This window comes from Rhodobacter sp. NSM (genome assembly GCF_052244495.1).
In the GTDB taxonomy this organism is placed as follows: Bacteria; Pseudomonadota; Alphaproteobacteria; order Rhodobacterales; family Rhodobacteraceae; genus Cereibacter_A.
On the sequence record NZ_JBQPXH010000026.1, the window covers coordinates 1 to 24,978 of the forward strand.

General features: G+C 64.5%; 21 protein-coding genes and 3 pseudogenes. 19 read left to right on the plus strand and 5 right to left on the minus strand.

From position 1 onward, the window contains the following. The 9 genes and pseudogenes from ACTVZP_RS21150 to ACTVZP_RS21190 all read left to right on the plus strand — a co-directional run. The coding region (locus tag ACTVZP_RS21150) for a GGDEF domain-containing protein (protein ID WP_443214129.1) at nucleotides 1-451 on the plus strand (451 nt) is incomplete at its 5' end. Between the two features lie 135 nt (nucleotides 452-586). Next, nucleotides 587-4,954: a diguanylate cyclase domain-containing protein gene (locus tag ACTVZP_RS21155; protein ID WP_443214130.1), complete on the plus strand. Its 4,368-nt coding sequence runs from the start codon at nucleotides 587-589 to the stop codon at nucleotides 4,952-4,954. Between the two features lie 492 nt (nucleotides 4,955-5,446). Continuing rightward, entirely contained in the window at nucleotides 5,447-6,139 is a 693-nt protein-coding gene (locus ACTVZP_RS21160) for a response regulator transcription factor (protein WP_443214131.1), read from the plus strand. A gap of 563 nt (nucleotides 6,140-6,702) precedes the next feature. After that, on the plus strand, nucleotides 6,703-7,068 hold the full coding sequence (locus ACTVZP_RS21165) for a hypothetical protein (protein WP_443214132.1): 366 nt from the start codon (nucleotides 6,703-6,705) through the stop codon (nucleotides 7,066-7,068). A gap of 1,038 nt (nucleotides 7,069-8,106) precedes the next feature. Next, a complete protein-coding gene (locus ACTVZP_RS21170; RefSeq protein WP_443214133.1) occupies nucleotides 8,107-8,319 on the plus strand; it encodes a hypothetical protein in 213 nt (70 codons plus the stop codon). A 448-nt stretch (nucleotides 8,320-8,767) separates the two neighbouring features. Then, nucleotides 8,768-8,932 (plus strand): annotated as a pseudogene (locus ACTVZP_RS21175) (helix-turn-helix domain-containing protein); the annotation flags it as partial. Nucleotides 8,933-9,044: 112 nt separating this feature from the next. Continuing rightward, nucleotides 9,045-9,485 carry a hypothetical protein gene (locus ACTVZP_RS21180; protein WP_443214134.1) on the plus strand — a complete coding sequence of 147 codons (441 nt, stop codon included), beginning with the start codon at nucleotides 9,045-9,047 and terminating at the stop codon, nucleotides 9,483-9,485. Between the two features lie 457 nt (nucleotides 9,486-9,942). Next, nucleotides 9,943-10,251 (plus strand): hypothetical protein, encoded by a 309-nt coding sequence (locus tag ACTVZP_RS21185; RefSeq protein ID WP_443214135.1) that lies wholly within the window; start codon nucleotides 9,943-9,945, stop codon nucleotides 10,249-10,251. Nucleotides 10,252-10,379: 128 nt separating this feature from the next. After that, nucleotides 10,380-12,956: a hypothetical protein gene (locus ACTVZP_RS21190; RefSeq protein ID WP_443214136.1), complete on the plus strand. Its 2,577-nt coding sequence runs from the start codon at nucleotides 10,380-10,382 to the stop codon at nucleotides 12,954-12,956. A gap of 200 nt (nucleotides 12,957-13,156) precedes the next feature. Here ACTVZP_RS21190 and ACTVZP_RS21195 read toward each other — a convergent pair whose 3' ends face one another. Beyond that, nucleotides 13,157-13,801, minus strand: coding sequence for a LysE family translocator (locus tag ACTVZP_RS21195; protein ID WP_443214137.1), 645 nt, complete (start codon nucleotides 13,799-13,801; stop codon nucleotides 13,157-13,159). A gap of 172 nt (nucleotides 13,802-13,973) precedes the next feature. On the opposite strand from ACTVZP_RS21195, the gene ACTVZP_RS21200 reads away from it, so the two are divergent. Further along, nucleotides 13,974-14,180: a cold-shock protein gene (locus tag ACTVZP_RS21200; protein WP_443214138.1), complete on the plus strand. Its 207-nt coding sequence runs from the start codon at nucleotides 13,974-13,976 to the stop codon at nucleotides 14,178-14,180. A gap of 245 nt (nucleotides 14,181-14,425) precedes the next feature. Here the strand turns inward: ACTVZP_RS21200 and ACTVZP_RS21205 are convergent, their stop codons facing one another. Further along, a complete protein-coding gene (locus ACTVZP_RS21205) occupies nucleotides 14,426-14,923 on the minus strand; it encodes a BLUF domain-containing protein (protein WP_443214139.1) in 498 nt (165 codons plus the stop codon). Continuing rightward, a complete protein-coding gene (locus tag ACTVZP_RS21210) occupies nucleotides 14,913-15,434 on the minus strand; it encodes a hypothetical protein (RefSeq protein WP_443214140.1) in 522 nt (173 codons plus the stop codon). The genes ACTVZP_RS21205 and ACTVZP_RS21210 overlap by 11 nt, the downstream gene beginning before the upstream one ends. Nucleotides 15,435-16,188: 754 nt before the next feature. Here ACTVZP_RS21210 and ACTVZP_RS21215 point away from each other — a divergent pair. The 4 genes and pseudogenes from ACTVZP_RS21215 to ACTVZP_RS21230 form a co-directional block, all read left to right on the plus strand. Next, nucleotides 16,189-16,812, plus strand: a complete 624-nt coding sequence (locus ACTVZP_RS21215; RefSeq protein ID WP_443214141.1) for a response regulator — start codon at nucleotides 16,189-16,191, stop codon at nucleotides 16,810-16,812. A 168-nt stretch (nucleotides 16,813-16,980) separates the two neighbouring features. Further along, a complete protein-coding gene (locus ACTVZP_RS21220) occupies nucleotides 16,981-17,616 on the plus strand; it encodes an autoinducer binding domain-containing protein (protein ID WP_443214142.1) in 636 nt (211 codons plus the stop codon). Between the two features lie 346 nt (nucleotides 17,617-17,962). Then, the gene (locus ACTVZP_RS21225; protein WP_443214143.1) at nucleotides 17,963-18,154 is read left to right on the plus strand and encodes a hypothetical protein; all 192 of its coding nucleotides are present in this window, start codon (nucleotides 17,963-17,965) and stop codon (nucleotides 18,152-18,154) included. Nucleotides 18,155-18,283: 129 nt separating this feature from the next. Continuing rightward, nucleotides 18,284-19,137: pseudogene (locus ACTVZP_RS21230) on the plus strand (IS3 family transposase); the annotation flags it as partial. Between the two features lie 211 nt (nucleotides 19,138-19,348). On the opposite strand, the gene ACTVZP_RS21235 reads toward ACTVZP_RS21230, so the two are convergent. After that, on the minus strand, nucleotides 19,349-20,632 hold the full coding sequence (locus tag ACTVZP_RS21235; protein ID WP_443214148.1) for an IS110 family RNA-guided transposase: 1,284 nt from the start codon (nucleotides 20,630-20,632) through the stop codon (nucleotides 19,349-19,351). 283 nt (nucleotides 20,633-20,915) lie between these two features. Here ACTVZP_RS21235 and tnpA point away from each other — a divergent pair, with 283 nt between their 5' ends. The 5 genes and pseudogenes from tnpA to ACTVZP_RS21260 all read left to right on the plus strand — a co-directional run. Then, entirely contained in the window at nucleotides 20,916-21,323 is a 408-nt protein-coding gene (gene tnpA / locus ACTVZP_RS21240) for an IS66-like element accessory protein TnpA (RefSeq protein ID WP_420022810.1), read from the plus strand. Next, nucleotides 21,320-21,670 (plus strand): IS66 family insertion sequence element accessory protein TnpB, encoded by a 351-nt coding sequence (gene tnpB, locus ACTVZP_RS21245; RefSeq protein WP_443214144.1) that lies wholly within the window; start codon nucleotides 21,320-21,322, stop codon nucleotides 21,668-21,670. The genes tnpA and tnpB overlap by 4 nt, the downstream gene beginning before the upstream one ends. A 57-nt stretch (nucleotides 21,671-21,727) precedes the next feature. After that, complete coding sequence (gene tnpC, locus ACTVZP_RS21250) at nucleotides 21,728-23,326, plus strand: IS66 family transposase (RefSeq protein WP_443214145.1); 1,599 nt, start codon at nucleotides 21,728-21,730, stop codon at nucleotides 23,324-23,326. Then, nucleotides 23,323-23,919 (plus strand): plasmid pRiA4b ORF-3 family protein, encoded by a 597-nt coding sequence (locus ACTVZP_RS21255; protein WP_443214146.1) that lies wholly within the window; start codon nucleotides 23,323-23,325, stop codon nucleotides 23,917-23,919. The genes tnpC and ACTVZP_RS21255 overlap by 4 nt, the downstream gene beginning before the upstream one ends. A gap of 36 nt (nucleotides 23,920-23,955) precedes the next feature. After that, nucleotides 23,956-24,210: pseudogene (locus tag ACTVZP_RS21260) on the plus strand (integrase core domain-containing protein); the annotation flags it as partial. Between the two features lie 122 nt (nucleotides 24,211-24,332). Here ACTVZP_RS21260 and ACTVZP_RS21265 read toward each other — a convergent pair. Next, the coding region (locus tag ACTVZP_RS21265; RefSeq protein WP_443214147.1) for a calcium-binding protein at nucleotides 24,333-24,978 on the minus strand (646 nt) is incomplete at its 5' end.

The following is a 24,978-nucleotide window of genomic DNA, read 5'->3' on the forward strand; positions in this document are numbered from 1 at the left end:
CTTCGAGGAGCGGTTCGCCACCGCCCTGCGGCAGCGCCGGACTTCCGGCGGCGATCTCGCCCTCGTCCTCTTCGACATCGACGATTTCAAGGCCTTCAACGACACCTATGGCCATCCCGCGGGCGACCGGGTTCTCAGGTCGGTGGGGCGCTGTACCCGCAGCACGATCCGTCGGTCGGACATCTTCGGCCGCGTCGGAGGCGACGAGTTCGCCATCGTCCTGCCCGACACCTCCCTGGCCGAAGCCGAGCGGCTCATGGAGCGCCTGCGCCGGCGCCTGGCCGCCATCCGGCTCGTCGAGGCCCCCCATGTCGCCGTGACGGCGAGCTTCGGCCTGGCTGCCGTCCTCGATCCCGATGCCACGGCCCGCAGCCTGATGAAGAGCGCCGACAAGGCCCTCTATGCGGCGAAGGCCCACGGCAAGAACGCGATCGGCGTCCCGGATCCGTGACCCGCCCGCCCGCCAGGGCCGGGCGTCCGGAGGGTCGACAGAGGGAGGAGGAGCTGCAGGCCCGCCCCGGATAAGCACATCGCGCCCCTGGCGTCCCGCAGAACGTGACACCGCACCCGGAGCAGCCGGATCATCATGGACATTCTCCCCTGCTTCACCGGTCTCGCCCTCGACAGCGCGGTCTATGTCACGGGGGCAACGCTCGCAGGCTTCGTGCTGCTTGTCTCCTGGCTCCTGCGCCAGGACGGCTTCTTCGGCCGCGCCCATTTCCTGGCCTGCATCTTCGGCATGATCTGGTGGCTGGGAGCGGCCGGCCTCGAACTGGCGGTCCCGACCCTGTCCTGCAAGCTCGTCTTCGCCACCGCGGCCTGGCCCGCGATCACGCTCGTGCCCCTCTGCTGGTTCTTCTTTCTGAGACACTATTGCTTCGATCTGCGCAGGAGCCGCCTGCGGGCCGAAGCCGTCTTCATCGCAGGCCTCGTCAGCCTTGTGACAGCCGTGGCTGCAACCAATCCCTGGCACGGGCTGTTCTACCTGCCCGGAACGCGGCTCGGGATCCTGCATGGCCGGCCCTCCGGCATCTTCGAGCACGGACCGCTGTTTCATGCCGCGGCGGCACTGCTCTACGTCTTCCTTCTGTCGGCGGCCGCCATCACCATCCTGGCCGCCTTCCGGGCCAGCCGCATCATGCGCCCGACCCTGATGATGATGATGTTCGGCACCCTGGCGCCCATGGCCGCCAATCTTGCCTATGTCACGCTGGGCACGACCCTCTTCGGCTTCGATCCCACCCCCTTCGCCTTCGCCTTCATCCTTCTGATCTTCACCTGGGCGATCTACGCCAACCGGTCCTTCGACATCGCGACCCTGGCCCGCGACCTGATCTACTTCAACCTGGACGATCCGGTGCTGGTCCTGGACGGCCGGGGCCGCCTCGCAGGACTGAACCCGGCCGCGCGCAAGCTGCTGCCCGATCTCGTCCTCGGCGAGACGCCCGGCCGGGCAGGGCCGCTCGCCATCCTGGGCGAGCTGCTGGACAAGGGCGAGGAGGGCATGAGCGAGGGCGGATCGGTGGAGATCCACGGCCGGACGCTCGACATCCGGCTGCTGCCCATGCACCCTCCCCTCGGCGGGCGCGCCGCGCGCCTCGGGACCGCGGCCATCCTGACCGACAGGACGGAGCTTCACCGCAATGCCGAGCGGCTCGAGGAGGCGCTCGAGCAGTCGCGCAGCCAGCTTGCCGAGATCACCCGCCTGCGCGAGGCGGCCGAGCACCTGGCGCTCTTCGACCCGCTCACCGGCCTTGGCAATCGCCGAGCCCTCCGGATCGCCTTCGAGGCCGCCCAGGCGAGGCATGCGACCCTCGGCATCGCCCTGATCGACCTCGACCATTTCAAGCAGATCAACGACCGGTTCGGCCATGCGGTGGGCGACCGGGTGCTCTGCCGCTTCGCCACGGCCATGACCCGGATCCTGCCCGAGGGCACCCGCGCCTTCCGGGTGGGCGGGGAAGAGTTCCTGATGCTCTGTCCCGGCTTCGACCGGCCCTCGATGGTGGAGCTGACCGGGCGGCTGGCGCAACAGGTCTTGGAGATCCCGTCGCTGCGCAGCTCCGATCCCGTCCAGCCAACCTTCTCGGCGGGGATCGCCATCGGTCCCGACGATGGCAGAACTCTCGACGACCTTCAGGCGCAGGCCGACATCCGCCTCTACGAGGCCAAGCGGGGCGGACGCAACCGCATCATGGACCAGACCGGCCCGCTACCGATGCGCAAGGGCGCACCCGCCGCGCCGAAGGCCTGCCCCGGGCAGGGACAGGAGACCCGGCGGCCCCTCCCGGAAGATCCGGGGGATCCGGCCCGTCTCGCGCAGCGCCTGTCGCAGGGACAGCGCCTGGCCACGCCCCTGATGCGCGTCCTGATGCGGGCCACAGGTGCGGAAGTGGATGCCGCGATCGACCATGCGCTTGCAGAGCTGGGCGCCCACTGCATGGCCGACCGGGCCTATGTCTTCCGGATCGCGGAGGGGATGTGCAGCAATACCCATGAATGGTGCCGCGACGGCATTCCACCGGAGCGGCATACGCTGCAGCGGCTGCCGCTGACGATCATCGAGCCCTGGCTGCCGCTCCTTCAGGATGACATGGCTGTCGATACTCCCGATGTCGCGGCCCTGGAGGACGGGGATCCGATCAAGACGCATCTCGTCCGGCAGGGCATCCATGCCCTGGTCATCACGCCGCTCACCGACGGCATGAGCCTGACAGGGTTCGTCGGCTTCGATGCGGTCCGGCCGCGCCCGCCCTTCGATCCGGGAGAAACCGCCCTTCTGCGCGCGGTCGCGGATGCGATCGGGGCCGCGCTGGCCCGCCGTGAGGCCGAGGCGACCGCCATCACCGCCCGGACGGCCGCCAGGCTCGCCGAGCACGATCTCCACCGCCTTGCCCGAGTGACAGAGGTGATGACGAACCTCGTGGCCATCCTCGACACCGGCTTGCGGGTCGTCTGGGTCAATCGCGCCTTCGAGATCCAGACCGGCTACCGGCTCGCCGATGTGGCGGGGCGGGATTTCGGGACCCTGGTCCGGGGGGCGCAGACCGATCCCGCGGCCGTGGCCGCGGTCCATGCCGCCGTCGACCGGCGCGAGAGCCACGAGGGTGAAACCCTCAATTACGACGCGAAGGGCCAGCCCTACTGGATCCGCTTCAACATCCATCCTCTCTACGACGCCGATGGCACCTATGCCGGCTATGTCTCGGTCGAGACGGTGATCAGCGACCGCAAGGCGCTCGAGCGCGAGCTCGAGGCGCAGAATGCCCTCCTTGCCGGCGTTCTGCGGACAAGCGTCTCGGCCATCCTGGCCACCGACGGCGCCGAGCGCGTGATCTATGCCAATGCCGAAGCACAGCGCCTCCTGGATCTGGTCCCTGCGCCCGACGATCCTCAGGTCCTCCTCATCCCGGACTGGCCTCTGGAAACGCTTCAGGGCGAGCCGGTCGGGAAGAGCGCCCTGCCCTCCGCCCGCGTGAGCGCAACCGGGCAGGATCAGCACGACCTGCGCTATGCCCTCCGCCTGTCCGACGGCAGCCGGCGCGTGCTCTCCATCAACGCAGCCCCCCTGCCCACGGCGCCTCAGGGCGCGAGGATCGTCCTGTCGCTGACCGACATCACCGCAGCCGAAGCCAGCGCCGGGCAGCTGCGCCGGCTGGCGGCCGAGGACCCGCTGACGGGCCTGGCCAACCGCCGCGCGCTGAGTACGGAGCTGCTGGCCCGGCTGGACGGAGGCCCTGAAGAGCCCCTGGCGCTCATCATGCTCGACATCGACACCTTCAAAGCGGTCAATGACACGATGCGTCACGAGGCAGGCGACCAGGTCCTGCGCGTCCTGGCCCAACGCCTGCACGACACCGCGCCTCCGGACGGCCTCGTCGCCCGGACGGGAGGGGACGAGTTCCTGCTGCTTGCGCCGGGACTGGAGCATGAAGCCGCCGTCGCCCTGGCCGAAAGGCTGCGCCAGGCGGTCACCCTGCCGATCGGGATCGACCGGCAACCGATCACTCTCACCGCCTCCGCAGGCATCGCGCTTTGCCCCGTCCATGGCACCACCATGTCGGTGCTGATGAGCGGGGCCGACATCGCCCTCCACACCGCCAAGCGCCGCGGACGCAACCGGACGGTCGTGCTGTCGCAGGAGCTCTTCGCGGCCGAGGAGCGGCGCAGCGCCATCTGCCAGGCGCTCGCCGGAGCCGCGATCGACCGGCTGCGGCTCGTCTACCAGCCGCAATTCGCCCTCGACGCCAGCAACCGTCTCGCCGGGGCCGAAGCTCTCGTGCGCTGGACGGATCCCGTCCTGGGCGAGGTGCGCCCCGACGAGTTCATCCCCCTGGCCGAGGACACCGGACTGATCCTCGGCGTCGATGCCCGGGTGGTCTGCCTCGCGGTCCGTCAGCTGGGCCAGTGGAGCCGTCGGGGCTGGCGTCATCGGCTCAGCGTGAACGTCTCGGCCCGGAGCTTCGCCCGCCGTGACTTCGCCCAGTCTGTCCTGGACCATCTGTCGCGGGAGAAGGTCGACCCTCGCCAGCTCGTGATCGAACTGACGGAAACCTCCCTCATCACCGGGTCCGAGGCCGCCGCCCGGAACAGCGCCACCCTCCGGCAGGCCGGGATCGGCATCGCCATCGATGATTACGGCACGGGCTACGCCTCCCTCTCCTATCTCCACCGCCTGGAAGCCTCGGACATCAAGATCGACCGCAGCTTCGTCGCGGGTCTCGATGTCCCCGATTGCCGGCACAGCCAACCCCTCATCCAGGCCATCATCAGTCTCGCCCGGGCACTGGGAATGACCACGACGGCAGAGGGCGTGGAAACCGAGATGCAGCGGGAATGGCTGCGCGCGGCCGGATGCGACCACATCCAGGGCTACCTCTCAGGTCCTCCCCTGCCCCCTTGGGACTTCGAGGCCGCCTATGTCTCCTCGCCGGGGGGATCCGCCGCGGGCTGACTGCCCCGTCCCGTCTCCTGGGCGCCGCGCCGTGGGATGCGTCAAAACTGCGCAGGCCAGCCGCCGCCGCCGCCGCTCGGAAGCACGGCCATGCAACAGAAATGCGACAGGCCCGTCATCCCCGCCCGAATAATCGTCGGCTCTGCATGCCCTGAAAGCAGTTTTTCGCAGTATCTGCCCCGCTTTCATCTTCCGGTTGATTTATATCCATTTTAAATCCCCTCCATGACGCAACGGCATGGCAGCCTTGAGTCGCATTTTATCTTTCGATTAATGCTTGCGATACAGGATGCGCGCAGGAGATAAGATGCCATGCGTTTTTTCGCGTGTTATGCGCAGATAGATCAATCTTGGCCACATCGAAGGCGGTAGGGCCCCCCTTTGATCAGTCCGTACTCAGCAGCGCGGCGATCGAACAGGCACCGTGCCGAAAAAGAGGGATGGAGCAGTCCAATGGTGTTTCAACTGGCGGCAGAAGGTTAACGGACAGTGATGCAGAAGAGAAGGATCGCGCTTGCGGAGAACCAGTGCCTCGTCCGGGAGGTGATGGCCGCCTATCTTGCGACTCAGCTGGACGTTGAGATCCTCGAGGCCACGAGCGTCGGGGAGCTGGAGACGCTTGTCAGGACCCATGGCCCCGTCGACATGATCCTGCTCGATCTGCTCCTGCCGGGGATGATGCCGGGGCTCGAGGCGCTCGCACGCCTGGTGGAGCTGAACCAGGCTCAGCCCGTCGTCCTCTTTGCCAGCGGCGCCGCGCCCAATGTCGTCATCGAGGCTCTGGAGAAGGGAGCCGCAGGCTATATCGACAAGTCCCAGGGCGCCCGTTCGCTGGTGAATGCGATCAATTTCATCCTGGCCGGCGAAACCTACCTGCCGGCCTTCCTGCGCCTGACGCCGCGACGGAACGTGTCCGACGAGCGGGGACTGACGCCGAAGGAACTCGAAGTCCTGCTTGGGCTTACCGCCGGACTGATGAACAAGGAGATCGCCCAGAACCTCGGCCTTTCCGAGGTGACCGTGAAGATGCACGTGCGCTCGATCTGCGCCAAGCTGAATGTCAAGAACCGGACCCAGGCGGCCATGGTGGCCTCCCAGTTCGGCTACGGGACCACGGCGGCAAGGAAGACGCCTGCACCGGCGGAGGGGGTCACGACCGGGACCCCGAGCGGCCTGAATGCCTGACCGATGACGTCGGCCCCGCGGCCGGCGTCCAGACGGCGAAAGGGCGCACGCGCGGCAGGTGCAGCGGTCCTGGAGCGGAGGCAGGATCAGGGACTCTCCGGGATCCGCAGCAGACGGTACAGACCCGGCCCTTCCTTTTGCCGGCCCAGGGCAGACACCGGACCCTGATGATTTGAAGACTCGAATCGGTTCTCCATCCCGAACCCAGGCCAAGGCGGCCGGCGGGATCTGTGCCATATGCCAAGTCCGAAGCCATCAGGACGGGCTGAAGGAGACTTTTCCGGAACCCCTCATCGGCTTTCAAGTTGTCAAGCTGACCGAACGAGTTCTTTCCGGATTGCAATTGTCGTGCATACTATCCTGATTACCTTTCTCCCAGTTTCAGCCACTCATACAGAGCGCGCATGACACGCCACGAGAACGATCCACGGGATGAACGCCCCCTTGCGCCATATGCAAAGGACATGCGCCATGCGCGCAGAATACCGGCCGCGGCTCCTTGCGGATTTCAGGCGCAGGATGAGGGGGGGTCCCCGGAGTTGAACCGATCAGCGAGCCGGGACATGCGCGAGCCCAGCCAGACCGGCACAATCGAAAGGTCACGACCCTTCGATGGCTGGGCACTAGAGGTAGCCTGCGAGCTGGAACGGCGCACCTCGATCCCGATCGTCTCCCGCCTCTTCTGCGCCAGCGATCTGCGGCGCGGGGCGGTCTTTCTCGCCCTTGCCGCCTGGCGCGCCCCTGATCCCCAGCAGCGCACGCTCCTCGCCGGCGTGACGGAGGGGGACTTCGCAGCCTGGCTCTTCCTGGAGGACCCCGCGGAAATCGCGGAGGTACTTGACAGCCGCAGGAGCAACCCCCGAGGCCTCGCGCTCTTCGGCAAGGAGCCGCTCGCCCGCCCGGAACAGTACCAGAACCCCTTCGTGTAAGGGCAAGGGCCGCCGCGGCAGACCGATCGCGAGCGACGATCTTCTTTCGCTGCGGCCCGCTCCCGTCGGATCGGGAAGGCAAACAGTTACCGAAACGCGAATTCTTCCCGGCCGGTGGTCCGGCGGGACGTCACGGCAGAGGCTGACAGGGCCGTCTTGAGCAACTGTCAGATTCAAGAAGATTCCTGAACGGGCGTTGGGGGAGTTGGACGATGCGCATGACTCTTTCAATGATCCTTCTGTTGCGACAACAGCGGCCGATGAGACCCGAGCCAATGTGGCAATCGCATTTTGCCTGGACGGGGACGCGGATATCGCTGTCCTCTCGGCGCACAGCGATAGCGGACGGATCACGGGAGGCACGAAAGGGATCTCGGGATGGCATCGGATCGACGCGGGCGGCTGTTTCGACGGCCGCATATTTACCTATCAAAGCCGAGAATATGTATTCGCCTGGCCAGATCTGCGTGATCGATTGAAACTTGAATGGCGATCCGCTGACTGGCCGAGTCGGAGAATCGATCAGGCCAGGATGCATCACGTGAATCTGGGTATCGCCTGTTCTTGCTTTCCAAGTCGCTCGTTCTGCAGGCCCGGCCGCCGGCCCCGTCGGCGGCCAATAAGGCTCGCTATCTGGCTCGCAGGAATTCCCACGCCACATGGAGCATCAATGGCACAGAACATCTGCCGTAAGCCACTTGACGGCTTATCATTGCGGAGGCAGGATGTCCCCATGAATTACGCGCGCACCATGCCGTTCAAGATACGCTGACTCCTTTAAAGGAGTCAGCCTCGGCCGTGCGGAAAGATCCGATCGCCCCCGGGAAACAACGGACCCCGTTCCATCCCGGCGCATCCCGCCCTTCCCTCACCATCCGAGTAACTGCGAGAGCGCCAATGCGGATGCAGGGCCAGCAGCCGACGCCTGCGGGAAGGCCATTGGGTCGCGGCTCCTGCCCGACCGGCCGCCGCGACCGATCAGGAAACCGGCCTGTAGTCCGTTCTCTTGAAAAATCTACCGTGTAGGAAACAGATCTCATGAAGACCGGCATGGACCGCATTCTGGACGATATCCTCTCCGGCCCGAAACACTCCGGATATCATGTGGTGACGGCCACCAATCTCTCCGATTTCAAACGCACCGTAGAGGCCTGGGTCGAGAAGGGCTGGACACCGACCGGTGGGCTCGCCGTCTACACCGACTTCTCGCATGTGCCCACCTATGCTCAAGCGCTGTGGTGGCGCGCCTGACCGGGCTTGAAGCCCAGGCGGCCGACCGGCAGGCGTCCTCGGTCTCCTCGCATCGGGATCGGCTCCGGCGGCGATCCGGCGGGGCGTCACGTCCGGGTGCGTGATCCAATCCTGCCGACGATGAACGGGCTGGATACTCGGTCGGCGGTGTCGAGAAGAACAACAAGCAGTGGAAGTTCGCGGGGCTGCGGATGGCCTATGGCCAGTGGAGCCATGACCTACCCTACATGGTTGATGACTACTACTCAGCAGCGTACCTCGTCTGGGTGAACCAGTTCCTTGAGACGATTCAGGTCGCTTCTGTAACCGCCGCTTGTAATCTCCCCGGATCCGCCGTTTGAAAATTCCCCAGAGGCGAGCGGCGGCGTCAATTTCCGGACCTCAATTATCCGGAAATTGGCGTCCCCGCGGACCACTGGCCTGATATCCTCAACGAAGTGACGAGGGCATGCAGGTGAAGGGACCGAGGGAGATCGTCTTGATCCATGATCTGAAGAAGCAGGGGCTGAGCATCAGCGCCATCGCGCGGAAGGTCGGCTGCGACCGCAAGACCGTCCGCAGACATCTCGACCGGGGCCTGGAGGCCCCGGTCTACGGGCCGGAGGTCGGCCGGGATGTGCCGTGCTGCGTGTGTCACGGGCAGGGGACCATTGGCAAGGACGCTGAAATCTCTCCCGTCTGGCTGGCCTACGGGAAAAGCCGGAAGCTGATGGACCAAGAATAAAATGTCGCGACACGATCACGAACAATCAAAGCTCTGCCCGCATTGCGGCGGATCGACGATCTTCCTGCACATGCTGAAAGAGCCACGGCACGAAAGCGGATGGCGGCACATCTGCAAGACCTGCGGGGATGTGGGGCACATCCCCGATCCGCCTGAAACGGATCAGGAGCTGATGCTTGAGTATCTGACGAAGATGAAAAAGCGGCTCGCCCGGATGGCCGAGAATGGCAACCCATGGCCGCTCGATTCCGACATGCGTAAGGTTGTCCGGTTTTCGGAGCTTCAAGACCCGCCGTCCGATGAGTGGAAGCGCGGACAATTTGATGCCTTCAACGCTCTCTGGTCGGTCTATTGCGATCTCGAAGCCAAGGCGATCGACATGGGCCTCATTGAAGGCCGGATCGAACTGGACCCACAAGAGGATGAGGCCATGCCGTTCTAGCGGCCTCGTCCACCCGATCTGTCCTGCTGTTCTTGCATCTGTTCTCGGGCGGATCGAGGTTTCTCAGGTTCTTGTGAAGGGGGGGACCGGCTTGTCTGACTGCCGACAAGCGGGCGGTCGCACGGCAATACATGCGACTTGAAACCCTCGCCCTCTTCACTGACATTATCACCATCAGCCCGTCCGCCGCGACTGCCTGATAAAGCCCTGACGTCTTCATGGTTCGGCCCTCCTGCACCATTCGGTTGAATACCTTCAACGAAAGCGAGGAACCTGCGCGATGATGCGAAATCGGACATGCACGATCGCGTTGCAGGCAGCCCTTTGCCTGGGCACTCCTTCGGCCCTGGCGCAGGAATGGCAACATGGGAAATCGGCCGACCGGGCCTGGACCACGGCGAGCAGTAATGGTCGCGAACTGCTGTTCCTGTGCCGTCGTGGCACGGGACGGGTCTCCATGAACCTGATCGACAGGTCGAAAGGGGCGGATCTTTCCGCGCCGCACAAGACCATCAGCACCACCGGGGGCCTGATGCTCTGGATCGAGTTGCCGGACGGCCGCACGAGCCGCGATTCGTTCATCGGCTTCAACGAGCAGGGATCGATCTCGGCCGAGATCCCCGCCGACCACATCCACTGGGACTTCTTCGCCAATGGGCAGCGGCTCTGGGTTCAGGACACGGGGTCATGGGAGACGCTCTTCGAATCCGGCATGAAGGGGACCGGCGCGGCCCGGCTCGCCCTCTTGGAGCGCTGCGGGATCTGACATGGGATCGCCGCGCGACCTTGACGCGCCGCGATGAAGCACGAGAGGACGCGCGGCTGCTCCTGCGCCCTGCCCGCGCTGCGCATTCTTTCCATGCCACCGATTGATCCGGAAGGGAGAAGGCCGAAATGCGTCTCATGACTTTCGCAGCGCTCGCCATGGCGGTCCTTCTCCTCGTCCAGGAGGCTTCGGGGCAGACCCGGGTAGACGAAGCGGCGCGGATGATGGCGGAGAACCTCGCGAAGCAGTCGCTGCAATCGCTCATGCTCGGCGACAGCCCGTCGGCGCTGGATCTGGCCTTGAAGGCATTTCCCCCTCAACCGACAGAGCAAGAAATGGCGGCCCTGCCTGACGCGGTCTTTGCCCTCGAGATCGCGGCAGGCTCACGGGTCGCGCGCATCGCAGAGGAGACCCGCGGTCTCTACAGCGTCGACAGCACGGGCACACGGGCCTTCGTCGGTTTCTTCGATCCTCGCGCCGGCGCCGAAGGCGCGGTGCCCGCGATCCACGACCCGCGTGACGGAACCCTCATCAGGCGTCTTGACGAGGTGAAGGCAGTGACCGCGCCCGAGCATTCTCCCGTGTTCTCTCCCGACGGTCGTCTTCTTGCCTATCCGACCATGCCCGGGATCTCGGTTCAGCTCTTCAACGCGCAAGACGGAAGCTGGGCAGGGGAGATGGGCTCCGGCATGGTGCTGCCACGCCCGGGCACGATCCTGCCGCTCGGCTTTTCAAGCGACGGCGCATTCTACGCGGTTGGTTATCTGAACAATGGCGGCGGGATTCTGGTCTGGAACGTCGCCGACCGCTCGCTGGTCCGACATCTGGTCTCGAATGGCGGGCCCGGAGAAACGTCATGGCCCTTGGGTTGGGATCACGAGGATGGCTTCGCCGTGCAGAATTTCGTGACGGACAGGACTTCAGGCAGACGGTCGGGTGTCGTGCTGGAACGGTGGACCATGGATGGCCAGCGCCGGACCGTAGCCGATCTGGCAGGGGTCATCGACGCCCCGTCGAGCCGCTCCTTCACCTTTCCCGGCGTGCCGATGGTGTTGATGACGGACGAGGCGCGCCTCGCCGCGATCGATCTCGAGACCGGGAGCGTCCGCTTCACGACCGAGGTGCTCCATCCCGAGGTCGCGCTGGTCCGTGGAGGATCTGCTTTCGCCATCCGGCCTTTCGACCTCGGCTCGCTCGATGAGTTCCAGGTGATCGACCGGCAGGGTGCAAGGCTGCCGCCAGAGGGGCGGGATCTCATCCCGCTGGCGCAAGCGGCGGTGTCGCGGACGGGCGAGTTGGTCGCTGTCGCGAGAAATGCGACACGTCACACCTATGGTGGCCAGGACCTTCCTCATGGCTCCGCACTCTACGGCGCCGTCCTGCAGAGGCTCGGCGGCGACCGGAGAATGGCCATCGACCAGGACAGGGCCGGAGCACAGACCGACGCCGCACGAGGTGCGCAGCTCATGTCGCAGAACTTCGCCAGCGAGGCGATCACCGCCCTGCGGCACGGCGATCGGAGAGGAGCCATCGGCCTCGCGCTGCGTGGCCTTCCGGACGGACCGACCGAGGAGGACATGGCGACCTATGCCGCGGCGGCCTTCGCACTCGAACTTGCCGCAGGTGCGAGGGTGCCCCGCATCGCGCAGGACCGAGAAGCGCGCTTCAGCGTCAACAGCAGTGGGACACGTGCTTTCATATCCCATTGGGAAGACAGCTCCCGTCCGGACACGCGTGCTTTTCCCCAATCCATCATCGATCCTCGGGACGGTCGAGTGATCCGTCAACTCGCGCCTCAGATCGAGGTCCACGGCATCTCGAGCCCGGGGATATCCGCAAGCTTCTCTCCCGATGGCACGCTGTTGGCGGTTCCGTCAAACCGGACGTCCAGCGTGCATATCTTCGCGGCCGGGGATGGTGCCTACCTCGGGGAAATGGGGCCAGGCGGGACAGCGGCGGGACAGAAAGGTGTCGGATACGAGGTCGGCTTCTCTGTCGATGGGCGGCTATACGCGCGGGGCTATGGCGTCCCGGGTGCGGCGGGCATCCATGTCTGGGACGTCGCCACACGGCAGCTACTTTACCACCTGCCCATGTCCCTCGACAGGAACGCCCGCCAGTGGCCTCTGGGGTGGGATCATCAGGCGAACCTGTTCATGCAGACCGCGATCAAGGATCCCGGTGCCCCGGGGCAGAACCGGATCGTCATCGAGCGGTGGTCGCTGAACGGCGCCATTTCTCCGTTCGTTGCGACGACGGGGAGACCCTTCGACGCGGAGGTCACGGCCTTCGCCTATCCGGCCACCGGGCTCCTCTTTCTCTCGACCGAGGGAGGTGTCACGGCAGTCGATATGGCAAGTGGTCAGGTGCGCTTCGTCCGCCAGCTCGCAGCGCCTTTCGTCGCCATGGCGCGCGGAGGGCGGGCTGTGGTGCTGAATCCACGGCAGCTCGTTTCGCCCGATCAGTTCGTCGTTCTGGACCTTGCCGGGAACGAACTGACGATCAGGGGCCGGGATGCCGTTGCCTTCATGCACGCCCTGTTCTCCTTGAACGGCAACCGCATCGACGAGTCCCGAGGTCCATTGGCGACGACGTACCTCGGCCATGGTACCGCAGAAGGCCTGGAGCTTTATCATGCTCTATGGGCACAACTCGACGCGGAGGAGCGCGCGCGCATAAAGGAGGAGCGCGTTCCGCGGCAGTGATGCCATAAAGCCGTTCTGTCCACTACGGTCAGGTTCGTGTCCACAGTTTTCGGAAAGGAAAAGGGCTGCCGAATGCCGGCCCCTTGCAACAGATGGAGCAGCCTGGAACTGATGGCACCGCGGGCGGCACGCCATGCCGAACAGCTGCTCCCGAAGGAATCTTCGTGAGCTGTCTGCTAAACAGGCATTTCTGCCTTGGCCTAAGACCGCACAAAGGCATCGTGCGGGCGCTCCATGAAGACAAGCCGAAGCCCAACCGCGATTAACAGGCTCCCGGCAATACGTTCCAACCAGCCCTGCAACCGCGTGGACTGACGAAGGCGCTCGCCAATGGAACCGGTGAGCAAAGCGATTGCGCCCTCAATCAGCAAAGCGACGATACGCATGAGAATCCCGAGAATGACAAACTGCATCATTACCGATCCATTTTCGGGTCGGACGAATTGCGGCAGAAAGGCCAGGAGAAAGACATGGCTCTTTGGGTTCATGAGGCTTGCGGTGAACCCTTCCCTGATCGCCGCCGCGGCTGATGTGTGGCTTGCTGAAATCACATCGGTTTGCCCGGAATCCCGGATCATCTTGAAGCCGCGCCAGATCAGATAGGCACCTCCACAATAGCGCAGAATATCAAAAAGAACTTGATTACGGGCAACGATGCTCGCCAGGCCAAAGGCCAGAAGCGGCACCTGAACGAAACCGGCAAGGAAAAAGCCGAATGCGGTGTATAACGCGGCGGTGCGACCCTGCGAAATACCACGCCCGAGGATCAGGAACAGGTCCGGCCCCGGCGTGATGGTCAGGATGATCACCGCCGAGACGAAAAGGGAAAGTGTGACCAAATCCATTCAGGAAAACCTCGCAGAACGATACCATGAGTGCAATCTGCCACAGGTCTGCGCTCTCCGCAAAAGGCTGCGAAGCGCAGTGACACCTCCATCGCAGACAATTCCCGAAGATGTCTCGGGATCTGCTGCCACCGCATCAAGCGGGTGGCGCACAAGACAAGGAAACACCACGATGGCCAACGGCACCGTGAAATGGTTCAACGCCACCAGAGGTTTCGGCTCCATCGCTCCGGCGGGCGGCTCCAAGGACGTGGTCGTTCACCTCAGCGCGCTGGAGCGCGCCGGCATCCGGCAGCTCGATGACGGCCAAGCCGTCACCTTCGACCTCGAGTGTGACCGCAACGGCCGCGAGTTGGCAACGAACTTCGCTCTCGCCTGAGCGAACCATCTTCGGATCGACATGGCCGCCTGTTTGCTTGCCGAGCTATTCCATAGGCGCCTGTCGACAGCATTTGCGAAGGGCCGGACATGACGTTCCGCCAGGGGCGCCCTGCAGAAGGTCGGCTGTAACGCCGGCCAGATCCCGCGCGCGAGCAGGGCGGCCGTTCACGCCAATCCGACGGCGCGCCCAAGGCGTCAAACAAACGCGCGGGTGGATCGGCTTCCCGACTTCCGGACCGAAAATCAGGCTGCCGCGATCGGGGCGAGATCCTCATCCCATTTGTCGCGCCGCGGGGGCGCTTCCATCAGTTGGATCCCTCTGGCCATGGACAGCTCCGTCGCAGTCAGCCTCGCGATGATGCTGGCATGAACCCTCGCAATCTCCTCATGGTCCCCGTCGTCGAGCAGCTTCAACTCGGGCACAAGCTCGTACAGTTCCCGGCGCGAGACCAACTGCATGGACCAGTCGGGAAAGCGCCGCCTTTCGATCTCGGACAATCCAAAGGTCACCAGCTCCTCGTGGCGGGGATCCCTGGAGATGCAGGAGAACAGCTCATTGCAACCGCTTCGTGGCCCCTCGAGCGTCTGCACGAAGTGGAAGCCGTTGTAGAACAGGATGCCGGTGATCCCAAAACGAGGGTTCATCACGCGGCTCATCCGGACGATGTTCAGGATATCCACCTCCGGATCGGCAAGGCGGGCGCGGCTCTTGTAGGTCAAGGATATCAGATCACCCGACATGACGGCGATCCGACATGTCGAGGCCGAAGCCACGCCCCACCAAACGGAGCACCGGCCTGGAGGCAGGACGACTTTTCGGGGATGGCGTTGCAACGGGCCCCGTTTGGACCTGGCCGCTGCGGAAGAAGGCTACCGCATCCTTGAGCTGGTCGACCTCGGTCGAGAGTTCACCTGCCCCGCTCGCCAGCGCCTCCGCCGCGGTCCGTTGGTCGCTGTGGGCGGCAATCATCGGTTGTCCGGCCTCGTCCGCCAGTTCATTCAGATGAGCAATGCTCGCGCTCATCGCCCCCCGGAGTCCCGTGATGTTCTCCAGCACCGCACGCTCTGCCGCGTTGCCTGCAAAGACATAATCGCGAAGCACTATGTTGAACTCTGCTTGCTCGGCCTCCAGCTGGCGGGCGGCATCCACCCGGGTCATCAATGAACCGACAATTTCCTCTATCGTCCGGTTGGAATGGCGAAGGTCGAGGATGCCGATAACCGTGCCGGATCCCATCATCATGAAGGTCATGGCGAGCTCCTTGTTCCGGCCGCCTGCGGGCCAGGTGATCCCGACAGCGGATCACGGTTGCCAAAGGCAGTAATCGTCTCTGCCGCGGTCTGGCAGCCGGGAATTCGGCTGGGCAACATGGCGTGGTGCTTCCTCAGGTGCCCAAAGGAAAAGTGCCGGCACCCGAATGACCGTAGGACGCCTCCATTGGAGGGTCTTCCCCCCTCCACCAAGCGGCCAGCCGGCAGGCGTCCCCGGTCTCCCGATGCCCGGATGAATTGTTCCCTTGCTCCGTGGACACCAAGTTTGAGCATCGGGATCTGCTTCGGTGGCAGCATGGGACGGCCGGCGACCCTTCTTCGGAGGGAGAACGCAGCGGGTGACGCCGCTGGGAAGAACTTCGCCGGCTCCGTTCAGCGCCAGCAACTCGGACAAGCAGCGGCTGGCGCCGGCCCGGAGGATTGCACTCACGGAGCAGCCCATCGCACCCCGCCTTTCGGGTAGGAAACGTGCCAGCAGCCCGCCCTTGTGGTCATCTGGCAAACGATATTGCTCCACCCGACACCTTGGAACATATCCGGCGATGCAATCACCCTTCCCAAGATAGGGTGCGGTGTCCCGTTTCCCGTGTTAATCGCTCATGAGGCGGTCGGATGATAGGGGGCGGTTTAGCCTGCCAGCTTCGGGTTCAATCCAGAATTCCGCCCCATTCCGGGACGCCGATCGCGCAAACGGTATATTGCCTGTGACCAGGCGCCTTTGATAGCCAGAATCCATGCCGAAGAAGAAAATCGCCATCGCCGACGACCACTGCCTCGTCCGCGAAGTCATGGCCAATTATCTGACGGTCCAGATGGAGGCGGAGGTCCGGCAGGCAAGTTCCGTCGAGGAGCTTGAAGCTCTCATCGAGGTGGAGGGGCCCTTCGACATCATCCTGCTCGACCTGATAATGCCGGGCATGATGCCCGGGCTCGACGCGATCCCGCGCCTGCTGGAACTGAACCAGCAGCATCCAATCGTGCTTTTTTCCGGCAGCGCCTCGCCGGCAGTGGTTTACGAGGCGCTGGAGCGGGGGGTCTCGGGCTATGTGGAGAAAAGCCAGAGTGCCCGCTCGCTTGTCAACGCCATCAACTTCGTTCTCGCCGGCGAGATCTATCTGCCGATGTCTGTCCGCCTGAATGCGGCGCGCCCCTCCATTACCGATGAAAAGGGCCTGACGCCAAAGGAAATCGAAGTCCTCCGCTGCCTGACAGAGGGCATGATGAACAAGGAAATCGGACAGAGCCTCGGTGTGAGCGAGGTGACGATCAAGATGCATGTCCGCTCGATCTGCGCCAAGCTGAACGTCAAGAACCGCACCCAGGCCGCAATGATCGGGTCCCAGTTCCTTCTCGTCTGATCAACGGATCCGGACCGCCGCCAGATCCCGACCTGCAACCGGAAATCCGGCGGCCCGCAATCACCAGATCCTGGCCTTCCCGGGATAGGCACCGAGCGAGCCGCCCCTGTCGCGCAGCCCTATCCTGGCGAGGGCCCAGGACATGCAGGACCATGATCATGAGTGGCCATGAGTAAGCGATTTGAGAAGGAAAGGCTGCTTCTTCGCGCATTCGCTCCCGCCGGATATTATATCGGGAGGCGGATAAGGTTTGTCGCCCCCGAAACCGAACTCAACTCGCTGCCAATTGGGCTGATCGAAGCCTATTCCACCCGTGCCATGGCTCTGCACGACCCCCTGATGCGGTGGGCCTTCCAGAACAGCGGCACGCTCCGCTGGAGCGAACTTGCCGATCGCGACCCTGCCGGTGTTCTCGCGGAATTTCGCCGCCACGGCCTCACTCACGGCGCTGTCGTCAGCATCCTCACCCACGGCAGGCAGGCCCTCCGGACCATCGGTATTTTCGCCAGCGGGGATCGGGATTACAGCGATTCGGAGCTTCTGCATCTCCGGCAGATCCTTGGGAAACTGCATGGGCCCGTCGAACTCACCCTCTCCAACCGGCAACTCGAGGTCCTGCGCCTGCTTGCCAAGGGCCATCGCTACAAGAATATCGCCCATATCCTCGGCATCACGGAGAGCGCGGTGAAGTCACGTCTCAAATCCGCAGCCCAGACCATTGGAGCAAGAACCCCCGCTCAAACGCTGCGCATGGCTGTCGATGCAGGCCTGCTGAAACTGGATCAACCAGATCCGAACGTATGATCTTATGATTAAGCTTCTGTAACTAAATATTTAAACGTCCATGGTGACTTGCGATCACAGATGCGTTACAAGTCAGACGGGGTGCCGGCCAACGCCTGCCCAAGATGGTGACCCCAACTGCCGCACCTCTGCTGCTGTGGTTCCGCCCCATGCAGCATGGACGCCCAGGCTTTGCCGGGCGTCCATCTTTTCATTTGAAGACCATGCTACCCGCAGCGTGGCGTCTTCCGGCAGAATTCTACCTCCCTTGGATAATCTGCTGAAACCAAAGACAAGTGCATGCCTCCCCCGAAGGATCGTACACTTGTCCTGGCGCAGGCGGCAGGGTCGCAGGACGGGAGGCCGGATGTATATTTCGAATGAGACAGGCAAGGACCGCCCGGAACCAATGCCATCCGGGCGTCCCATCAACCTCGAAGCGGTAAAGCGCGCCCTCGATCGTCAGGCCGAAGAGGAACGCAGGGTTCCGGCCGCCTTCTGGCTCGTCGTGGGCCCGGGCCTGCTCATGTTTGCCTTGGTTCTGGCCGCTTTCGGCTGACCCGCGGCGGCCCTCGGGAGATGCAGCCTGTGACCGGCGCATAAAGGCACGGTCCGGGGCTCGATGGTCTGCCCCCAGAAAAGTGGTCCTCCCTGAGGTAGGCTTTCGAGCCTGATGGAGGATGCAGGAATGCCCCAGAAGAAACACAAGCCGGAGGAGATCGTCGCGAAGCTCCGACAGGTCGACGTGCTGGTGTCGCAAGGCCGGTCGGTGGCCGAGGCGGTTCGGTCGATCGGGGTGACGCAGTTCACTTACTACCGCTGGCGGAAGGAGTTCGGCGGCCTGAAGACCGACCAGGTGAAGCGGCTGAAGGAACTTGAGAAGGAGAACGAGCGGCTGCGGAAGGCGGTGTCAGAACTCACGCTCGAGAAGTTGATCCTGAAGGAGGCAGCCTCGGGAACCGAAGGTCCGCGTCAGCGAAACTACTGAGCCCCGCCCGCCGGCGAGCCTGCATCGACCACGTCCGCCAGAAGCTCGGCGTGTCGGAGCGGGTGGCCTGCCGGGTGCTGGGGCAGCATCGCTCGACCCAGCGGAAGGTGCCACGGGGCCGGCCCGACGAAGAGGCGCTGACGGCCGACATCGTCGCGCTCGCCAGCCAGTACGGCCGTTACGGTTATCGCCGGATCACCGCCCTGCTCCGCGAGGTGGGCTGGGCGGTGAACGTGAAGCGGGTCGAGCGGATCTGGCGGCGCGAGGGGCTGAAGGTTCCGCAGAAGCAGCCGAAGAAGGGGCGCCTGTGGCTCAACGACGGATCGTGCGTCCGCTTGCGGCCCGAACGCCCGAACCACGTCTGGTCCTACGACTTCGTCGAAAGCCGGACCCACGACGGGAGAAAGTTCCGCATGCTCAACGTCCTCGACGAGTTCACCCGCGAATGTTTGTCCATCCGGATCGCCCGCAAGCTCAACTCGACCGACGTCATCGACGTCCTTTCCGACTTGTTCATCCTTCGCGGAGTGCCTGGCCACATACGGTCCGACAACGTCCTATGTCGGGAAGAACTGGCGGCTTGAGGCATCAGATCACGGTGCATCCGAGCGACCGGATGCCTGTTGAATGGTTGCCCAGACGGGCTCCGCCGTCAAGAAGTGGTCTCTTCCATAGCAAATACAGGGTCGGCAGATTGGCCGCCCTCACCGTCCTCAAGACGAGATCCGATCTTCCAAGCGGAAGGCCCGAACATTATCTACGAGGTCAGGAACCTGCCTCCACGGCTCTACAGAGAGGGGTCCTTCCGCCTGGGCTCACCCCCTCGAAGAAGGGGCGATAGGGTTCGCCGGACTTGATCACGGCGTGAATGGTGCGGGCCATCTTCGCGGCGATGGCGGTGTAGGCCTTGCGGCGCAGGTCGGGGTTGTGGCGGTCCTGCGCGATGTAACGCTCGAACTTGTCGCGGAAGCTGTTGGCTGGCTTCAGCACGGCGGCCTGACTGGCCAGCCAGAGCGTGCGGCGCAGGCGGGCATTGCCATACTTCGAGATCCTGCTTCGGCCGCGGAACAGGCCGGACTGCACGGTGGCCAGGTCCATGCCGCAGAACTTCAGGAACTGGCGGTGATGCCGAAAGCGCCGGAGGTCGCCAGCCTCGGCCAGAACGGCGAGCGCATTGATGGGCCCGATGCCCGGGATCGAGCGCAGCAGGCAATAGTCAGGATGGTCGCCGAGAAGCTTGGCGGCGCGTTCCTCGATAGCATTCCGGCTCTGGATAAGGCTGCGCCCCTGCGCCAGAACGAGGCGGAACATCCGGATGGCATCCGAGTCCGGCGCAACCGGTAAGCCCACGGAAGTCTTTGACGTCTCGTAGATATCCGCCAGAAGCGCGGCCTTGCTGACACGGCGGCCAATCACCGGCCAGGCAGCTGCGATGAAGGCATCCTTGTCCATTGCGGAGATCATGTGGGGCGAAGGAAAGGCTTCGAGGAACGCCAGGAACCAGTCGCCCCGCGAGCTGCGATGGAACCGGTCCGCCTCGGGAAAATAGAGCGGCAGGTAGTGCGTCAGGATGCGATGCCACAGCTCGGTCTTGGCGCGCGCGACCATCTCGTAGGTCTTCGACAACTCCTGAATGTCGCAAGTGCCGGCCACCAGCGGGTCATGAAAGACCTGCACTGCGCCGATCTCCAGCATGCGCAGGATGACCTGCGCATCCTTCGGATCGTTCTTGTCCCAGCTGTTGTGGAGCGCCTCCCGGGTGCGGGCCAGCGCAATGGACGATACCAGCTTCAGTTCGAAACCCGCCGACCCGAGGGCGAACACAAGGGCCCGGTGGTAGTTCCCTGTCGCTTCGAACCCGATCGTGACCGGCAGCCCGAACCCCCGCAGGACATCGATCAGCCGTCGATAATCGTCGGCCGTGTTCAGCACGGTCATCCGGCGGCGGCGCGCCTTACCGGGGACAGCGATCAGCACCTCGTGGCGGTTCTTGGAAATGTCGATGCCTACCAGAATACGGGCATCCGAAGTATGCTCAGCCTCGGCCATAGCCGGTCTCCTCTGTGGTGTGGTTCGCAAAACCACCATAGAGACCTGTGCCCGGTTATGGCCGCCCGCTGCGCGATCCGGGGGCTCCGCGCGCGGCCATAATCTTCCGCTGCGCATCATTCCCAACATGCTATGGCCCCGAGTTCATCGCGACCGCAGTGCGGACCTGGATCGCCGCGGTCGGCGCCCGCACCGCTTTCATCGAGCCCGGCAGCCCCTGGGAGGTATGCCTCCGGCGAGGGCCGCCTGCCGGGGTTTGGCTTTCTGACTTAAGGCATGCGTTATGTCATGCGCTAAGGTCATTTCACAATTCGAGGTCTTCGCGGCGGGCGAGCTTGGCCGCCGCCGGACCTGGTCGGATGCGGAGAAGATCCGCATCGTCGAGGAAAGCTATCGCGGTCACCGGCAGGGCTCGGTGGTCGCACGCCGGCACGGCATATCGCGAGCGCTGCTGACGCAATGGCGGCGCGCCTGGCACAAGGGGCTGCTGGACGGCGGACGCCCGGTTTTCACGCCGGTGGAGATCGGCCCGGATCTTCGTGACCGACAGCGGGAGGCACCGGCCATGCAAGGAGCGGATGCCGACGCGCGGATCGAGATCACGCTGGCGAACGGCCGACGCCTCGCCGTGTCGGCAGACATCGAGGCGGTGGTGCTGACGCGCCTCGTGCAGGTGCTCGAACGCGCATGATCGCCTTTCCGGCGGGAACGCGGGTCTGGATCGCCGGCGGGGTCACGGACATGCGGTGCGGGATGAACAGCCTTGCGCTGAAGGTCCAGCAGGGGCTCGGCCGCGATCCCCACGGTGGTGAGATCTTCTGCTTCCGCGGCCGCAAGGCGGACATGGTGAAGCTCCTGTGGTTCGACGGGGTCGGTGTGTCGCTTTATGCGAAGCGCCTGGAGGCGGGCCAATTCGTCTGGCCGTCGAGCACCACGGGCGAGGCCGTTGCGATATCCGCAGCCCAGCTCGGCTATCTGCTGGACGGAATTGACTGGCGCAATCCGCGCTGGACCCAGAGGCCGAAGAAGATGGGCTGACGGGGCCGAACATCCTGTATTTGTTGGCTTCCGTGGCCGTGCATGGTAGAAGCGGCCATGTCCGATCCCGCTTGCGAACTCGACAAACTGCGCGCCGAACTGGTGGCCACGAAGGCCGAACTGGCGCAGGCGCGCGCGGTGGTCTCGACCTCCGAGGCGATGATCACGGGCCTCAAGCTCGAGATCGCGCTGCTGCGGCGCGAGCAATACGGGCGCGGCGCCGAGCGGACGGCCCGGCTCATCGATCAGCTGGAACTGCAGCTCGAGGAACTGGTGACCGCCGCCGCCGAGGACCGGGTCCGGGCGGAGAAAACGACGAAGGTCGCGGCCTTCGAGCGCCGCAAGCCGGTCCGCAAACCCTACCCCGAGCACCTGCCGCGCGAGCGGGTGGTGGTTCCGGCGCCGACGTCCTGTTCCTGCTGCGGATCGGACCGCATCGCGAAGCTGGGGGAAGACATCACCGAGACGCTCGAGGTGGTGCCGCGCCAGTGGAAGGTGATCCAGACCGTCCGCGAGAAGTTCACCTGTCGGGCCTGCGAGAAGATCAGCCAGGCGCCGGCGCCGTTCCACCCGATCCCGCGCGGCTGGGCCGGCCCGAGCCTGCTGGCCATGATCGTCTTCGAAAAGTTCGGCCAGCATCAACCGCTGAACCGCCAGGCCGAGCGGTATGCCCGCGAGGGCGTGGACCTGAGCCTCTCGACGCTCGCCGACCAGATCGGCGCGGTGGCCGAACTGCTGAAGCCGCTCCATGATCGGATCGAGGCGCACGTCCTTGCCGCCGCCCGCCTGCACGGCGACGACACCACGGTGCCGCTGCTCGCCCGGGGCGGCACGAAGACGGCGAGGCTCTGGACCTATGTTCGCGACGACCGCCCCTTCGGCGGCACCGCGCCTCCCGCCGTGGTCTTCCGCTTCTCCCGCGACCGGGCCGGCGAGCACCCGGCCGAGCATCTGAAGGGCTGGCAAGGGCTTCTGCAAGCCGATGCCTATGTCGGCTACAACCAGCTCTATCACGGCGACCGGAAGCCGGGGCCTGTCCTGCCCGCGCTCTGCTGGAGCCATGCCCGGCGCAAGTTCTTCGAACTGGCCGATGTCGAGGGGAACATCCGCAAGGGGAAGGACCCCAGGGAAATCTCGCCGATCGCCTTCGAGGCGGTCAGGCGCATCGACGCGATCTTCGCAATCGAGCGCGAACTGAACGGCCAGGACCCCGCCGACCGCCTCGCAGCACGACAGGAACGCTCGGCCCCGCTGGTCGAGGATCTGGAGCGCTGGCTCCGGACCGAACGGGCGCTGCTGTCGAAGCACGCCAAGGTCGCCAAGGCGATCGACTACCTGCTCTCGCCCGATCACTGGCCGGGCTTCACCCGGTTCCTTGACGACGGCCGTGCCTGCCTGTCGAACAACTGCGCCGAGCGTTCGCTGCGTGGGGTGGCCCTCGGCCGCAAGAGCTGGCTCTTCGCGGGCTCCGAGCGCGGAGGCCACCGCGCTGCCTTCATGTATTCCCTGATCGGCACGGCCAAGCTCAACGGCGTCGACCCGCAGGCATGGCTCGCGGATGCCATCGCCCGGATCTCGGACCTGCCGGTCTCGCGCCTGCCCGAACTGCTGCCGTGGACCTGGTGCAACCCAGCCCATCCCAGGATCGCCGCATGACGCTGGTCGCCCGCCTCAAGGTCACCCTGTCGGATGTCGAGCCGGAGGTGCTGCGCCGCTTCGACGTGCCGCTGAAGATCCGGCTCAGCCGCCTGCACGAGGCGATCCAGGCCGCCATGGGCTGGAGCGACACGCACCTCTACGAGTTCCGGGCGGGCGGTGTCGGCTGGGGTGTCGCCGATCCCGACGGCTTCCACGACGGCCCGCTTCCGGCCAGCAAGACCAGCCTGCTCGACGTCATCGAGGATGTCGGCACGAAGACGATCCACTACATCTACGACTTCGGCGACAACTGGCACCATGTGATCAGGGTCGAGAAGATCGGCGATGCCATCCCCGGCGCCGACTACCCGCGCCTCGTCCGTGCCATCGGCGCCTGTCCTCCCGAGGATGTGGGGGGTGCCCCCGGCTATGCGGAGTTCCTCGTGGCCCGCGCCGATCCGAACCATGAGGCTCACGCCGAGATGATGGATGGCTGCAAGTTCGATCCAGACGACGCCGGCATCGACCGCATCCTCGACAACTTCGAGCGCCTCGCGAAGAAATGGGCGCCAAGGCCCCGGAAGCCGAAGTTCACCAGCAGGCCGCTCTGAGCTACCGTCCGGGCCGCGGCCTTCCCCGGGTGCTTACCCTGGGAGAACGGCTATTGCGAGAGCTTCAACTCGAAGCTCCGAGATGAGCTGTTGAACGGAGAGATCTTCTACAGCCTGGCCGAGGCCCGGATCGTGATCGAGACCTGGCGCCAGCATTACAACACAAGGCGCCCGCATTCATCGCTTGGCTACCGTCCCCCGGCGCCACTGGCGGTGCAATGGCCGGCTTCGCCAACCGCACCCGCTACGCCGGCCACCTCAACCGTGGCGCCAAGACCTGTCATGCACTAAGATTGAAACCGGACCACCCCGTGGGGGCAGGCCATTTCTGGGGGCAGACCACACCTCGTCGTCCGCTTGGGTGGATCCACACTTTGACTTGAATTTATACCGACAGCATGCGGCGTAGAATATCAGAACACGAAGAAGTCGGCACTGGTTAGAGAAAGACCTGGATGGAGCACCGCGAAAACGACAGCCTTTCCGGAACCGGTCCCGTCCAAATCGAAGTACAGCTTGCCGGTATCCGTTTCATAAATGATCCGGTCTGAGGCATCGCCAGCGAGTCCCGTCGCATTCGCGCGGAAGGCAGACGTCGACAATGTTCCCGCCGCGAGACGCGTGAAGACCGCATTCTCCAGCCAGATCGTATCGTCTACCGCACGGAAATCGGTCACCCGGTCAATGTTGGCGCCGCGCAGCTTGGAGTTGAACACGAAAATATCGCGGCCGGATCCTCCGGTCAGCGTGTCGTTGCCAAGACCTCCCCAGAGTCGATCATTACCCCCTCCGCCACTAAGAATGTTGCTTGCGATGTTCCCCCGCAGAGTGTTCGACAAAGCGTTTCCTGTTCCTCGCGTGGCGCCGGAACCAGTGAGCGTTAGGTTTTCGAGTGCGGCGCCGAGCGTGTAATTGACCGACGACGCCACGAGGTCGGTCCCGCTCGCAGCAGCCTCAACGATCAGATCGTTACCATCGGTGAAATAGACATCGTCGCCGAGCCCGCCGTAGAGTGCGTCCGCACCGCTCCCCCCGGTCAGGCTGTCGTTGCCATCACCC